The organism is Marinobacter similis, from assembly GCF_000830985.1.
GTDB lineage: Bacteria > Pseudomonadota > Gammaproteobacteria > Pseudomonadales > Oleiphilaceae > Marinobacter > Marinobacter similis.
Window position 1 is genome coordinate 973,269 of sequence record NZ_CP007151.1, and the last position, 12,266, is coordinate 985,534.

Here is a 12,266-nt window from a genome sequence, read left to right on the forward strand (position 1 = left end):
CGATGCCGACTTCGGTTACCGAAGAGGCAGGATCCTGGCGCGGGATTCCAGCTGGTTGGAAAAGTTGGCGGGCAGGGCGCCGGCTTCAATTGCCGCCAGGCGAGCGTCGTCATCCTCGTCGAACTCGCCTCGGGCGGTAACTACCAGGTTGCCGTTGGCAAACACCCCTACCGACAGGTTTCGGGACGGCGCGGCCAGGGCAAGCCCGAGTGAACCGTTGGCTCTCACCGTGTCTCGATCCACATCCTGCAGCTGCTGGCGCAGGGTTGCAGCGCCGTTCTGAGCATCAGCGGAGTTGGCCTGACTGATGGCGCGATCAATATCATCGATGGTGTCCTGAATCTCGTCGATCTGATCGCCGGTTTCTTCTTCATCGGCCACGCGGGCGTTGAATGAGGGCAGCATCAGGCCGAAGTCGTCTGTCCAGCTGTTTTGCTGGCCGGCCATCAGGGCCGGGTTCTTGGCCACGGCATCGGCAGGGTGAGCTGCGGCGACGCCGGTGCTGCCCATGGCAAATGAGCGAGCAGAGGAGAACTGCTGAGGGTTTGCCAGCAACTGGGCGCTGGCTACCGACAGGCCGATGGCCAGCGACAGCTTGGTCAGACGAATGGTGTTCATTAAGTGGATGTCCTTTAAAGCATAAGAAACAGGAAAGTGTGTTACTTAGCAGGTTAGAGGAGTTCTCTGGCCGGAACACGACAGAAGCGGTAACGGTTTGTTTTTGATGTGTAAACGGAGGCAGTTTATTGCCGCTTGCGAAACGGGTGCAGGGTGATAGTTCGATAGGGGGTGAGGGTTATCAGCAGGTTATAAAAACTGGCGTGAATTTTTCATGGGATTGCCGAAATGATGTTTTCGGAGAGTAAACCATGAACCTTCGCTGGATAGCCGTCTCTATTCTTGTCCTGGCCCTTGCCGCGTGCGCCCCGATAGGTGGGCATCAGGACTCCGGCCAGCGTGACACCCAGCTGGAGCCCATCACTGTTCGGGTCAGCGGCTTTGGCACTTATGAAGATTCCGCCAAGGATCGCCTGAATACCCGCAAGCGGCTGCTGGCACGACGCGCCTCGCAGCTCGACGCCTATCGTAACCTGGCCGAGCGGGTGTACGGCACAGTGATTTATGGCAGCTCCACGGTGAATGATTTCGTGCTCAACAACGACAACTTCCGCACCTACGTCGACAGTTACATTCGCGGTGCCAAGATGGTGGCGGTTAATGAACACAGCGACGGCGTTGTCGAGACGGTGATGGAACTGAAGCTGGAACCGCGGTTTCGGGCCTGTGTCTCCAAGGTGGCCGATGATCAGGTTCAGGATCTGTGTCCCATCCCCATGCCCCGTGACAACGACAGCGTAGGCGATGTCCAGAGCCGGGGCGTTGATTCTCTTTACTACCTGGATTGAGTGCCGGTAGTCGGGTGAATTGTTGGTGAGTTAATTTGCTAGTGGGTGCGTTGAGTCCCCGATATTTACGTTTTTGAGGTTTTCGTCCATGGCAGCAAGGCGCGTCCTGTTGACGTTTTTACTGGTCTTCGCGGGCATCACCCAGGCGGCGGTGCTGGAGGGTGTCGGGCACGGAACCATTGTGAATGGTGATCTGGAAGCTGCCCGCGCCGCGGCCTATCAGGCTGCGCTTCGTGATCTGGCCCTGCAATACGAGGCGCGGGTCAGCACCCGGGATACCATGGAGAATGGCGTGGTTACCGAATCCCACATGCAAGTGGCTGCCAGCGCCCGGGCCCACAACGCCCGAGTGGTGGACGAGCAGCGAAGTGGCAATCTGATGCGGGTGACGGTTCGCGCTGAGGTCTCTGAAGGCCACGCCAGTTGTGGCGCTGGTGAGGCGGCACGATTGAAAAAGCGGGTGGCGGTGACCGGGTTCCCGATGCTCTACCCGGATCAGGCTCGAATTGGGCGTCTTGATGACGCCGGCGAGATTTTGCCGCAACAGCTGCAAGCCAGGTTGCGAGATGATGGCGGCGTTCAGGTGCTGGGTGCTACCACCAGCCGCCTTTTTGATGACCTTCTGAATGCGCCCACTCAGCAGCAGGGCGACAACCGCTTGACCAACGTAGTACAGGTGGCCCGGGAGCTGGGTGCCCAGTTTGTGGTCACCGGTGTTATTCGCGATCTTGGTGTTGCCGATCCTTCGGCCTGGGGCACGTCTGTTCTGGACCGGATGCAGCGCGGTATAGGTGTTGTCGACCAGAACCGGCGATTTGTGGTCGACATGATGGTCTATGACGGCTTCAGCGGCTCACCAGTTTACCAGCAGCGCTTTGCCACCTCTGCGGAGTGGAACGCCGGCCCCGGTGCTTCAGATGGATTTGGTTCGGAGGGATTCAGGCAGACGGCCTATGGCCAGTCGGTCAACTCGGCTCTGGATGAGATGGCAAGCGCGGTGACCAATGCACTGGCGTGTCAGCCGTTCATGACCCGCATTACCCGGGTCGACGGCAATCGGGTGACTCTGGCGTCTGGCGCAACCGCAGGTTTGCGCCCGGGTGATCAGCTGAATCTGTACCGCAGTGCCCAATACCTGGATTCTCTCGGTGGTACACCGGAGCTCACCGATACCCGGCTCTCGGTCACCCTGAACAATGTCCATCCGGATTTCAGTAATGGCCGCATGCCCCAGTTTGGCGGGCAGGTGAATATCCAGCGGGACGACATTGCCATCATCTGGTGAGGTAGCGCTGGAAAGCAAACGCCCGGCTGGTGCCGGGCGAGGGAAGGTGTGTCTTAGTATTTAATCCGGAACTCAGGCCGCCGCTTCAGCAGCGGCTATGTCGCGGATTTTTCCGACCATGGCGCGCAGCCCGTTACCACGAGTAGGCGAGATGTGACGGAACAGATCCAGGCTTTCGAACAGTTCGTCGATGTCAGTAGTCAGAAGTTCCCGGGGTGACTTGCCGTTCAGGGCCACCAGGATGATCGCTGCCAGACCGCGCACAATCATCGCGTCGGAATCGATCAGCAGGAACAGTTTGCCGCTGGCTTCATCGTAATAATGAATCAGCATACCTGGCTCTGGCAGCCATGGACATAGTTCTCTTCCACCCGGCCCTCGTCCGGAAAGGCCGGCAGCTGCTTGCCCAGATCGATGATGTAGGCGTAGCGCTCTTCCCAATCGTCCAGAAACTCAAAGGCATCGGTCACGTCGTCGACGGTGGTTTCGGTGCCCAGTGGGTTGTTCTTGAAGTCTTGTTCGGTCGCAGTCATTACAGCATTCCCAGTTCAAGCTTGGCTTCGTCCGTCAGCATGTCATTGCTCCAGGGTGGATCGAAAGTAAGCTCCACCGTGACCTTGTCGACGTTGGGTACATGCTCGACCTTGGTCTGGACATCATCGCAGATGACCGGCCCCATGCCGCAGCCAGCGGCGGTGAGGGTCATCTTGATGAAGACATGGTTGCCTGCCTCGGTGCCGTTTTCAATCTTGCATTCGTAGATCAGCCCCAGGTTGACCACATCGACCGGGATCTCCGGGTCGTAGCAATTTTGAAGGGCTTCCCATACCTGGTTTTCGTTGATGGTGCCGTCTTCTGGCGTGTCGAAGCTGCTTTCCAGCGGTTTCTTACCCAGAGCGTCGGCGTTGTGACCTTCGATGCGGGCGAGGTTGCCGTTGACGGCGACGGTGAAGCTGCCACCCAGCGACTGCGTGATGGTCACAAAGGTGTCCGACGGAATCATGATCTCGGTTCCGGCGGGAACAAGGCGGGCTTCCACCTCACGTTTGGTCAGGACCACTTCCCGTTCTTGCATGCCCAGACTGGCCTCGCTGTTAACTATGTTGCGCCTGAAAAGGCCCGATTAAACCGGCTCAGGCAACGGTGAAACTTCTCCGCAACCGCACTCGGCAGTGGCGTTCGGATTGCGGAACTGGAACAGGGAGTTGACACCCTCGGTGACAAAATCGATCTCGATTCCGTTGACCAAGGGCAGGTGCTCCTCTTTCACAAACACATCGACGCCATCAATGTGAAAAACCTTGTCATCGGTTGCCACTTCGTCGACCCACTGGGTCTCGTACTTGAAGCCGGAGCAACCGCTTTTCTTGATGGCGAGCCGAATGCCTTTGGCCTCCGGCTTTTTATCCAGTTGTTTGCGCACGTGTTTAACCGCAGTCGGCGTCATGGTGACGGCGACGGTCGGGGTGAAGACTTCGGCTGTCATAATTCCACCTCCATCAGGCAAACAGGCGTTGGATCTTCTGCAGGGCGGCGAACAATTGTTCTACCTCATCCAACGTATTGTAGAACGCAAAGGAGGCCCGGGCAGTGCCGGGTACTCCATAAAAATCCATCAGCGGCATGGCGCAATGGTGTCCGGTACGGATCGCGATGCCCTGCTGATCCAATAGCGTACCCACATCACTGGGGTGCAAACCGGCAATTTTAAAGGACATCACCGGTACTTTTTGCTTGGCGGTACCAATGATTTCCATGCCCGGAACGGTCTCGACCAGCTGGTTGGCCCGTTCGAGCAGTGCATTCTCTGCCACTTCCATACCGTGCCGGTCAAGCCGGCCCAGGTAATCGATGGCCGCGCCCAAGCCAATGGCCTCGGCTATGGCCGGCGTTCCAGCCTCAAACTTGTAGGGCAGGGTGTTCCAGGTGGTGCGCTCGAACGACACCCGCTCGATCATCTCGCCACCGCCCTGGTACGGAGGCATTTCCTCCAGCAGCGGGGCCTTGCCGTACAGCACGCCGATCCCTGTCGGCCCGAACAGTTTGTGGGCCGAGAACACGTAAAAATCGCAGCCCAGGGCTTGCACATCCGGCTGGTAGTGCGGCACCGCCTGGGCGCCATCCACCAGGGTGAGTACACCCTTGGCCTTGGCCTGTTCAATCAGCGAGGCAATCGGGTTTACCGTACCCAGCACGTTGGAAACGTGGGTGATCGCGAAAATGCGGGTGCGCTCGTTCAACAGGCTGTTGAAGGAGTCGAGGTCGAGCTCGCCTTCCAGAGTCACCTGAATTGGAACCACCTTGGCCCCGGTGCGCTCGGCAATCATCTGCCAGGGCACGATATTGGCGTGGTGCTCCATGTGGCTCACCAGGATTTCGTCGCCCGGTTGCAGGCGACCGGCCAGGCCGTTAGCGACCAGGTTGATCGCCTCGGTGGTGCCACGGGTCCAGATAATTTCCCGGGTGCTCTCGGCATTCAGGAAGCCGCGAACGGTTTCCCGGGCATTCTCGAACGCAGTGGTGGCACGGTCCGCCAGGGTATGGGCACCCCGGTGTACATTGGAGTGAAGTTCCCGGTAATACCGATCCATGGCGTCAAGAACGGCAATCGCCTTCTGTGCCGACGCGCCGTTATCCAGATACACCAGGGGCTTACCGTTGACCTGCTGTGACAGGATCGGAAAGTCCCGGCGCACGGCTTCGACATCGAAAGCCGGTTGTTTTGCTGCATTCGCCACGGACAAATCGGTCATAACCGGTTACGCCTCCTCGAAGGTCTGGTCGAAGAACTGGTTCAGCCGCGTTTGCGCGGTTTCGCGAACCGCTGCTACCGGAATCTGTTCGACCAGCTCGTTGATGAAGGCCATGGTCAGCAGGACATTGGCTTCACGCCGGGCGATACCGCGGGATACCAGGTAGAACAGGGACGCTTCGTCCAACTGACCGATGGTGGCGCCGTGGGCGCATTTAACGTCATCGGCATAGATTTCCAGTTCCGGCTTGGTATCTATCTCTGCACCGTTGGACAGCAGCAGGTTCTTGTTGTTCATATTCGCGTTGGACTTCTGGGCGTCTTGGTGAATATGAATCCGGCCGTTAAAGATCGCGTGGGACTGGTCCGCCGCAATGTTGCGATAGGTTTCCTCGCTGTTGCAGTGGGCCGCGATATGTTCAATCGTGGTGTGATTGTCGTAATGCTGCTTGCCCTGGGTGACCACCACGCCGTTCAGTTTGCACTCGGCGCCTTCGCCTTCCAGCCGCACCTGCAGGTCGTGCCGACGCAGCGGGCCACCAAAGCCAACACTGTGGCTCTCAAAGCGGGAGCTGCGCTGCTGTCGGACACCGGTAGCGCCGATGTGCTGGACGTTCTCGCCTTCCATGTTCAGGCGAATGCTGGTGACGTTGGCACCGTCGGCCAGGGTGAACTCGGACACGGTGTTAACCATCACCGGCTCAGAACCGCTGGAGATGTACTCTTCCACCAGGGTGATCTGACTATGCCGGCCGGCATCCACATAAATGCGTGGGAACGCCGAACCGCTGGCGTCTGCAGTCACTTCATGCACGATGAACAGCGGCTGGTCGAGCACGGCGTCCGGAGATAGCCGGATCAGCAGGCCGTCTTCGAAACGTGCCGAGTTCAGGCGCGCCATCTGCACGGCGTTGTTGTCCAGGGTGCTGTCCAGGCGATCGGCCAGCTCGGCGGCTTCGTCGTCACTTAGATCGTCAAAACTCTGGATCGTAATGCCATCCAGGTCCGGGTACTCGCTGGCTTCCGGGATCATTACCCCGTTCAGGAACGCCACCTTGTAGCCGGGCACCGCCAGGCTGCTGCCAGTCTTGCCCTCGGCGGGCAGGGCGATAGCCATTTCGTCGGTCAGCTTCAGGTACTTGCTGGAGTATTTCCAGTTTTCCGTTTTGCGCGTGGGCAGTGGCATGTCAACCAGGGCAGTGCCCCGTTGCTTACGCAGTGCCACCAGCGGCTCCGGCAGGGAATGCCCGACCGGATGCAAAAACGCGCTGGAAAGAGTTGGTGCTGGTTTCATTCCGCGAGCTCCTCAGTTGCCAGAACCGTTAGCTGAACTGTCGGCAGTTTCTTCATCCTTGATGCCGAGCCAGCCGTAGCCGCGTTCTTCCAGTTCCAGGGCCAGTTCACGGCCACCGGATTTAACGATCTTGCCACCGGCCAATACGTGCACGTAATCCGGCACAATGTGGTTCAGCAGACGCTGGTAGTGAGTCACCATCAGGATGGCCCGGTCTTCGGCACGCAGAGCGTTAACGCCTTTGGAAACGACTTGCAGGGCGTCGATGTCGAGGCCGGAATCGGTTTCGTCCAGAATCGCCAGCTTCGGCTGCAGCAGCAGCGCCTGCATGATCTCGTTGCGCTTCTTTTCGCCGCCGGAGAAGCCTTCGTTCACACCGCGCTTCAGGAAGGCCGGGTCAAGGTCGACCTGCTTGGAGACTTCCTTGGCCAGCTTCATGAATTCCGCCGCGTTCATTTCCGGCTCGCCGCGGTGGGTGCGCATGGCGTTCACCGCGGTGCGCAGGAACTGCAGGTTGCTGACGCCGGGGATTTCTACCGGGTACTGGAAGGCCAGGAAGATGCCTTCGCGGGCGCGCTCTTCTGTTTCCAGGTCCAGCAGGTTCTCGCCATTCAGGGTAATTTCGCCGCTGGTGACTTCAAATGCTTCGTTGCCTGCCAGCACCTGAGACAGAGTGCTCTTGCCCGAGCCGTTCGGCCCCATGATGGCGTGAACTTCCCCGGCTTTGATCTCCAGGTTGATGCCTTTGAGGATTTCCTTGTCCTCAACGGATGCGTGCAGGTTCTTGATGCTCAGCATTTGTGGAGTTCTCTCTTCGTTAATCTGTATGAATTCGTTTAAACGTGTCCGGGTCTGGCGCTGCCGTTAACCGACCGAGCTTCGAGGCTGACTTCCAGCAGCTTGCCGGCTTCCACCGCGAACTCCATCGGGAGTTCCTTGAAAACCTCTTTGCAGAAGCCGTTGACGATCATGGAGACGGCCTGCTCGGGTTCGATGCCGCGCTGACGGCAGAGGAACATCTGCTCGTCGCTCACCTTGGAGGTGGTGGCCTCGTGTTCCACGATGGCGGACTTGTTCTTGCTTTCTATGTACGGGAAGGTGTGGGCGCCGCAGCGGTCGCCGATCAGCAGCGAATCGCACTGGGTGAAGTTGCGCGCACCTTCTGCACCCGGACCGAATTTAACCAGGCCACGGTAGGCGTTCGAGCTCTTGCCGGCGGAAATACCCTTGGAGATGATGGTGCTGGACGTGTTCTTGCCCATGTGGATCATCTTGGTGCCGGTGTCAGCCTGCTGGTAGTTGTTGGTCAGCGCGACGGAGTAGAACTCACCCACGCTGTTGTCACCACGCAGTACGCAGCTCGGGTACTTCCAGGTCACGGCGGAACCGGTCTCGACCTGGGTCCAGGAGATCTTGGAGTTTTTGCCGATGCAGGCGCCACGCTTGGTGACAAAGTTGAAGATGCCGCCTTTGCCTTCTTCGTCGCCCGGATACCAGTTCTGCACCGTGGAGTACTTGATCTGGCATCGTCCAGCGCGACCAGCTCAACCACTGCGGCGTGCAGCTGGTTCTCGTCCCGCATAGGCGCGGTGCAGCCTTCAAGGTAGCTGACGTAGCTGCTGTCTTCGGCAATGATCAGAGTGCGCTCAAACTGGCCGGTATTGGCCGCGTTAATGCGGAAGTAGGTCGACAGCTCCATCGGGCAGCGAACGCCTTTGGGCACGTACACAAAGGTGCCGTCGGAAAATACTGCGGAATTCAGGCCGGCGAAGAAGTTGTCGCCCGCCGGGACCACTGAGCCAAGATACTTTTTGACCAGCTCCGGGTAGTCCTGAATCGCTTCCGAAATGGAGCAGAAGATAACGCCCGCTTTCGCCAAAGGCTCTTTAAACGTGGTAGCCACGGACACGGAATCAAACACCGCATCTACCGCCACGCCTGCCAGCTTTTCACGCTCGTGCAGGGGAATGCCAAGCTTTTCATAGGTCTTCAGCAGCTCCGGATCAACTTCATCCAGGCTCTGGGGCATGTCTTCTTTGCGCTTGGGAGCGGAATAATAGGAAATCGAGTTGTAATCGACTTTCGGGTAGCCCACGTGTGCCCAATCCGGCTCTTCCATCTCGAGCCAGCGACGATACGCCTTCAGACGCCACTCCAGCATCCACTCCGGCTCTTTCTTGATTGCGGATAGGCGGGCGATAACGTCTTCATTCAGTCCAGGCTCAAAGGTGTCAGCTTCAATATCGGTTACGAACCCGTGTTCGTATTCCCGTTTGATTAGCTCGTTCACCTCTTTGTCGGTGGTCGCCATGGTGGTCGCTCCGTATTCTCTCATCGCGGGCGTTTGCGCCTTGGTGTGCCGGCGATCCGAGGTGTCCCGGCGCCGGTCGTATGTCATCAGTTTGGGTGTTGCAGTGGTCGTTCGTTCCTTGAATACGCCCTGCAATCGATTTTTGGATGACGGGTAGTGAAGGCCGGACGTTGAAAAACAGTAGAAAAACCGGCAAAACCCGTTGCTTCTGGCGAGCGATTATACAATACCAGAGTAAAATAGTCAGGTATTAAAATGATCGAGTCGGGATTATACCGTAATCGGGGCGCCGGGCACCAAGCAGTGCCAATCGGGGTGATAGGGATGGCGCTAAAGCGTATTCAGGAGGAGCATCGTTAGACCAATGGCTATTCGCTGGTTCGGTACAGATTATCGAGATTGGTGGAGTAACGAATGTTCGTCAGTTGCCAGCCGTTGCCGCCAGCCTGGTAGTAGGTAAATTGCCAGGCGATGGCAGCGCTCTCAAATTTTTGCAGCCAGGTCTCCCGGGTAAAATCATCGGCAATAATTTCGGTTTGCACCCGTGAGCTTCCAACCGGTTCTCCGATGCTCTGCCGGAGTTGTTGCAGGTAGGTGGCAGCTTCTTTGGCAGCGTTCTCATGGCTGTCGCTCGGGCCCGCCAGCACCGGGCGCACGCTGTTATAGGCGGCGATGATGCGACCACTGGCGATCATGTCCATGAACGCGCCCGTTTGCTGTCGGATGTCCTCGCGGTTGGCAATGCTGTCGGCGCTGGTGCTAATACTGGCGGTTACCAGCCAGGGCAGGGCGAAAAGAGGTAGGGTCGGGCGCACGTGACAGGTCTCCCAAGGTTAACTGTGATCAGGGGCCTGGTGCGCCGGGCAGTCATTCCGTCGACCAATGCAGGCTGCTTCACTGCTTCTGTGAGTGTAGTCGAGTTCTGGTGGGGTAAGGAGATCGTTGGTAGTTCATGAAATGTATCTGAAACAGACGGCGTCTAACCTCAGGGGCATGGTTAAAAGGTCTAATTGATTCCTTTCAGCGAACGCGTGTACGCTGACCGAGATGGTCTATTGACCCCGTTGGATACTAGGAGGATATGTCCATGGCGTCAGAATCTCTGAGCCAGGAAGGAGTGCGGGTAACTCTGAGTGCCCGTGTCAGTCTGCTGATCAGCACTCAGCTTGCTCGTGGCAAGGTAGGTGTCGAGGCGGTGGCATCCCAGCTGCATATGAGCCGTTATACCTTGCATAAGAAGCTCAAGCGCGAGGGATTGACCTTCGCTCACCTGCTGGAAGATGTCCGGCGTACCCAGGCATTGAACTACATGCAGGATAAAACCAAGCCGCTCGTTGAAATTGCCGAGCAGCTCGGCTTCTCTGAGTTGAGTGCATTCAGCCGAGCCTTCAAGCGCTGGATGGGCACTTCGCCGGCTGAATACCGCTCCGTCAGATTTTCCTGAGGGTTAAACCTTCTTGAAAATCAGTGTGGCGTTGGTGCCGCCAAAGCCGAAGCTGTTACTCATCACCAGATCCAGGTTCTGGTTGTCCATCCGCTCCCGCACAATCGGATAACCTTCTGCGCCTTCATCCAGATTCTGAATGTTGGCAGACGGTGCAATGAAGCCTTCGCGCTGCATGATCAGGCTGTAGATCGCCTCATGCACGCCAGCCGCACCCAGCGCGTGACCGCACAGAGGCTTGGTTGAACTCAGCGGCGGAATCTTGTCACCGAAGGTTTCTTTCAGGGCCTTCAGCTCGGTGACATCACCGGCCGGGGTGCTGGTGCCGTGAGTGTTGATGTAGCTGATCTCGCCGTCAACATTCTTCATGGCCTGCTGCATGCAACGGATAGCGCCTTCGCCGCTGGGGGCGACCATGTCGGCGCCGTCTGAAGTTGCACCAAAGCCAACCAGTTCACCCAGTATGGTGGCGCCACGGGCTTCCGCATGCTCCAGGCTTCCAGAACCAGGGTTCCGCCGCCGCCGGAAATGACAAAGCCATCGCGATCCGCGTCATAGGTGCGGGACGCGTGTTCCGGGGTGTCGTTGTACTTGGTGGACAGCGCGCCCATGGCATCAAACAACAGGCTCAGGCTCCAGTGAATGTCTTCACCACCGCCGGCCAGCATGATGTCCTGGCGGCCCAAGGCGATCAGGTCTGCGGCATGGCCGATAGCGTGCGCACTGGTGGCACAAGCTGAAGTGATGCCGTAGTTAACGCCGGTGATGCCAAAGGCAGTAGAGATCGAGGCGTTGATAGAGCTGCCCATGGTGCGCGGAACCCGATAAGGACCGACCCGGCGGATGCCTTTTTCACGATGGGTATCGATGGCGTCCAGCAGTTCCACGGTCGAGGCGCCGCCAGTGCCGAAAATAGCACCGGTGGTGTTGGCCTTGATCTGCTCTTCACTCAGGCCCGCCTGTTCGATGGCTTCGCGGGTGGCCAGGTAGGTATAACCGGAGGCCGGGCACATGAATCGAAAGAGTTTTCGATCGATCAGCTCAGCCAGGTTAAGGTTGATCTGGCCACACACGTGGCTACGCAGACCATTGTCTCTGGCTTCTTCACTGAATCCGATGCCTGGGCGGGAATCCCGCAGAGACTCGGTGACTTCTTTCTGATTGGTGCCAAGGCTGGAGACAATCCCCATGCCGGTGATAACAACACGACGCATCTTGTTAACTCCTAAAAATCATCGGTGGAAGAGAACATGCCAACCCGAAGGTCTTTGGCGGTGTAGATCTCTCTTCCGTCCACTTCCATGCTGCCATCCGCGATGGCCATGGTGAGCTTGCGATTGATCAGTCTTTTGATATCAAGGCGGTAAGTGACTTTCTTGGCCGTCGGCAGTACCTGGCCAGTAAACTTCACTTCGCCCGCACCCAGCGCCCGGCCTTTGCCTTCGCCGCCATTCCACGCCAGCAGGAAGCCAACCAGCTGCCACATGGCATCCAGGCCCAGGCAACCGGGCATGACCGGATCATCGACAAAGTGAACTTTGAAGAACCACAGGTCCGGGTTGATGTCGAGCTCAGCGACCAGGCTGCCCTTGCCGTAAGCACCGTCGTCGAGAGCAATGTGGGTAATGCGGTCGACCATCAGCATTTCGTCGATGGGCAGGCGCATGGAGCCCGGGAAGAGCTTGCCATGCCCGCATTTGATCAGGTCTTCTTTATCAAAATGATCCGGGTTCATAGTGCCAGTATCTCTGTTACAGAATGATTTATTAATACT

At 57.9% G+C, this 12,266-nt stretch carries 11 protein-coding genes and 3 pseudogenes; 3 read left to right on the plus strand and 11 right to left on the minus strand.

Annotated elements, in window-relative coordinates; all coding sequences use genetic code 11:
• Window positions 1–15: 15 nt before the first annotated feature.
• On the minus strand, window positions 16–618 hold the full coding sequence (traF, locus tag AU14_RS23685; RefSeq protein ID WP_269079100.1) for a conjugal transfer protein TraF: 603 nt from the start codon (window positions 616–618) through the stop codon (window positions 16–18).
• A gap of 251 nt (window positions 619–869) precedes the next feature.
• Between traF and AU14_RS04405 the strand changes: the two genes are divergently transcribed.
• Window positions 870–1,406 (plus strand): LPP20 family lipoprotein, encoded by a 537-nt coding sequence (locus AU14_RS04405; protein ID WP_041339248.1) that lies wholly within the window; start codon window positions 870–872, stop codon window positions 1,404–1,406.
• Between the two features lie 88 nt (window positions 1,407–1,494).
• A complete protein-coding gene (locus tag AU14_RS04410) occupies window positions 1,495–2,691 on the plus strand; it encodes a flagellar assembly protein T N-terminal domain-containing protein (protein WP_041339250.1) in 1,197 nt (398 codons plus the stop codon).
• A 72-nt stretch (window positions 2,692–2,763) separates the two neighbouring features.
• Here AU14_RS04410 and AU14_RS04415 read toward each other — a convergent pair.
• The 8 genes and pseudogenes from AU14_RS04415 to AU14_RS04450 form a co-directional block, all read right to left on the minus strand.
• A pseudogene (locus tag AU14_RS04415) lies at window positions 2,764–3,224 on the minus strand (SufE family protein).
• On the minus strand, window positions 3,224–3,766 hold the full coding sequence (gene sufT / locus AU14_RS04420) for a putative Fe-S cluster assembly protein SufT (RefSeq protein ID WP_041339252.1): 543 nt from the start codon (window positions 3,764–3,766) through the stop codon (window positions 3,224–3,226). Before sufT ends, AU14_RS04415 begins: the two are co-directional and overlap by 1 nt.
• Window positions 3,767–3,814: 48 nt before the next feature.
• Window positions 3,815–4,177, minus strand: coding sequence for a HesB/IscA family protein (locus AU14_RS04425; protein WP_041339254.1), 363 nt, complete (start codon window positions 4,175–4,177; stop codon window positions 3,815–3,817).
• A 13-nt stretch (window positions 4,178–4,190) separates the two neighbouring features.
• Window positions 4,191–5,444, minus strand: coding sequence for an aminotransferase class V-fold PLP-dependent enzyme (locus tag AU14_RS04430; RefSeq protein WP_041339256.1), 1,254 nt, complete (start codon window positions 5,442–5,444; stop codon window positions 4,191–4,193).
• Window positions 5,445–5,450: 6 nt separating this feature from the next.
• Window positions 5,451–6,737, minus strand: a complete 1,287-nt coding sequence (sufD, locus tag AU14_RS04435; protein WP_041339259.1) for a Fe-S cluster assembly protein SufD — start codon at window positions 6,735–6,737, stop codon at window positions 5,451–5,453.
• A gap of 12 nt (window positions 6,738–6,749) precedes the next feature.
• Complete coding sequence (gene sufC / locus AU14_RS04440; protein WP_041339262.1) at window positions 6,750–7,535, minus strand: Fe-S cluster assembly ATPase SufC; 786 nt, start codon at window positions 7,533–7,535, stop codon at window positions 6,750–6,752.
• A 38-nt stretch (window positions 7,536–7,573) separates the two neighbouring features.
• Window positions 7,574–9,048: pseudogene (gene sufB, locus AU14_RS04445) on the minus strand (Fe-S cluster assembly protein SufB).
• A 368-nt stretch (window positions 9,049–9,416) separates the two neighbouring features.
• Window positions 9,417–9,863 carry a hypothetical protein gene (locus AU14_RS04450; RefSeq protein WP_041339266.1) on the minus strand — a complete coding sequence of 149 codons (447 nt, stop codon included), beginning with the start codon at window positions 9,861–9,863 and terminating at the stop codon, window positions 9,417–9,419.
• A 272-nt stretch (window positions 9,864–10,135) separates the two neighbouring features.
• On the opposite strand from AU14_RS04450, the gene AU14_RS04455 reads away from it, so the two are divergent.
• On the plus strand, window positions 10,136–10,492 hold the full coding sequence (locus AU14_RS04455; RefSeq protein ID WP_041339269.1) for a helix-turn-helix transcriptional regulator: 357 nt from the start codon (window positions 10,136–10,138) through the stop codon (window positions 10,490–10,492).
• A gap of 3 nt (window positions 10,493–10,495) precedes the next feature.
• Here AU14_RS04455 and fabB read toward each other — a convergent pair.
• Together fabB and fabA are read right to left on the minus strand one after the other, a co-directional pair.
• Window positions 10,496–11,706, minus strand: a pseudogene (fabB, locus tag AU14_RS04460) (beta-ketoacyl-ACP synthase I).
• 11 nt (window positions 11,707–11,717) lie between these two features.
• On the minus strand, window positions 11,718–12,227 hold the full coding sequence (fabA, locus tag AU14_RS04465) for a bifunctional 3-hydroxydecanoyl-ACP dehydratase/trans-2-decenoyl-ACP isomerase (protein ID WP_041339271.1): 510 nt from the start codon (window positions 12,225–12,227) through the stop codon (window positions 11,718–11,720).
• Window positions 12,228–12,266: the final 39 nt, after the last annotated feature.

Bases quoted from the DNA above. Each gene is read 5' to 3' on its own strand.
- sufT (WP_041339252.1), bottom strand. From the start codon at position 3,766: ATGCAAGAACGGGAAGTGGTCCTGACCAAACGTGAGGTGGAAGCCCGC.
- sufD (WP_041339259.1), bottom strand. From the start codon at position 6,737: ATGAAACCAGCACCAACTCTTTCCAGCGCGTTTTTGCATCCGGTCGGG.
- AU14_RS04410 (WP_041339250.1), top strand. From the start codon at position 1,495: ATGGCAGCAAGGCGCGTCCTGTTGACGTTTTTACTGGTCTTCGCGGGC.
- AU14_RS04425 (WP_041339254.1), bottom strand. From the start codon at position 4,177: ATGACAGCCGAAGTCTTCACCCCGACCGTCGCCGTCACCATGACGCCG.
- fabA (WP_041339271.1), bottom strand. From the start codon at position 12,227: ATGAACCCGGATCATTTTGATAAAGAAGACCTGATCAAATGCGGGCAT.
- AU14_RS04455 (WP_041339269.1), top strand. From the start codon at position 10,136: ATGGCGTCAGAATCTCTGAGCCAGGAAGGAGTGCGGGTAACTCTGAGT.
- AU14_RS04430 (WP_041339256.1), bottom strand. From the start codon at position 5,444: ATGACCGATTTGTCCGTGGCGAATGCAGCAAAACAACCGGCTTTCGAT.
- sufC (WP_041339262.1), bottom strand. From the start codon at position 7,535: ATGCTGAGCATCAAGAACCTGCACGCATCCGTTGAGGACAAGGAAATC.
- traF (WP_269079100.1), bottom strand. From the start codon at position 618: ATGAACACCATTCGTCTGACCAAGCTGTCGCTGGCCATCGGCCTGTCG.
- AU14_RS04405 (WP_041339248.1), top strand. From the start codon at position 870: ATGAACCTTCGCTGGATAGCCGTCTCTATTCTTGTCCTGGCCCTTGCC.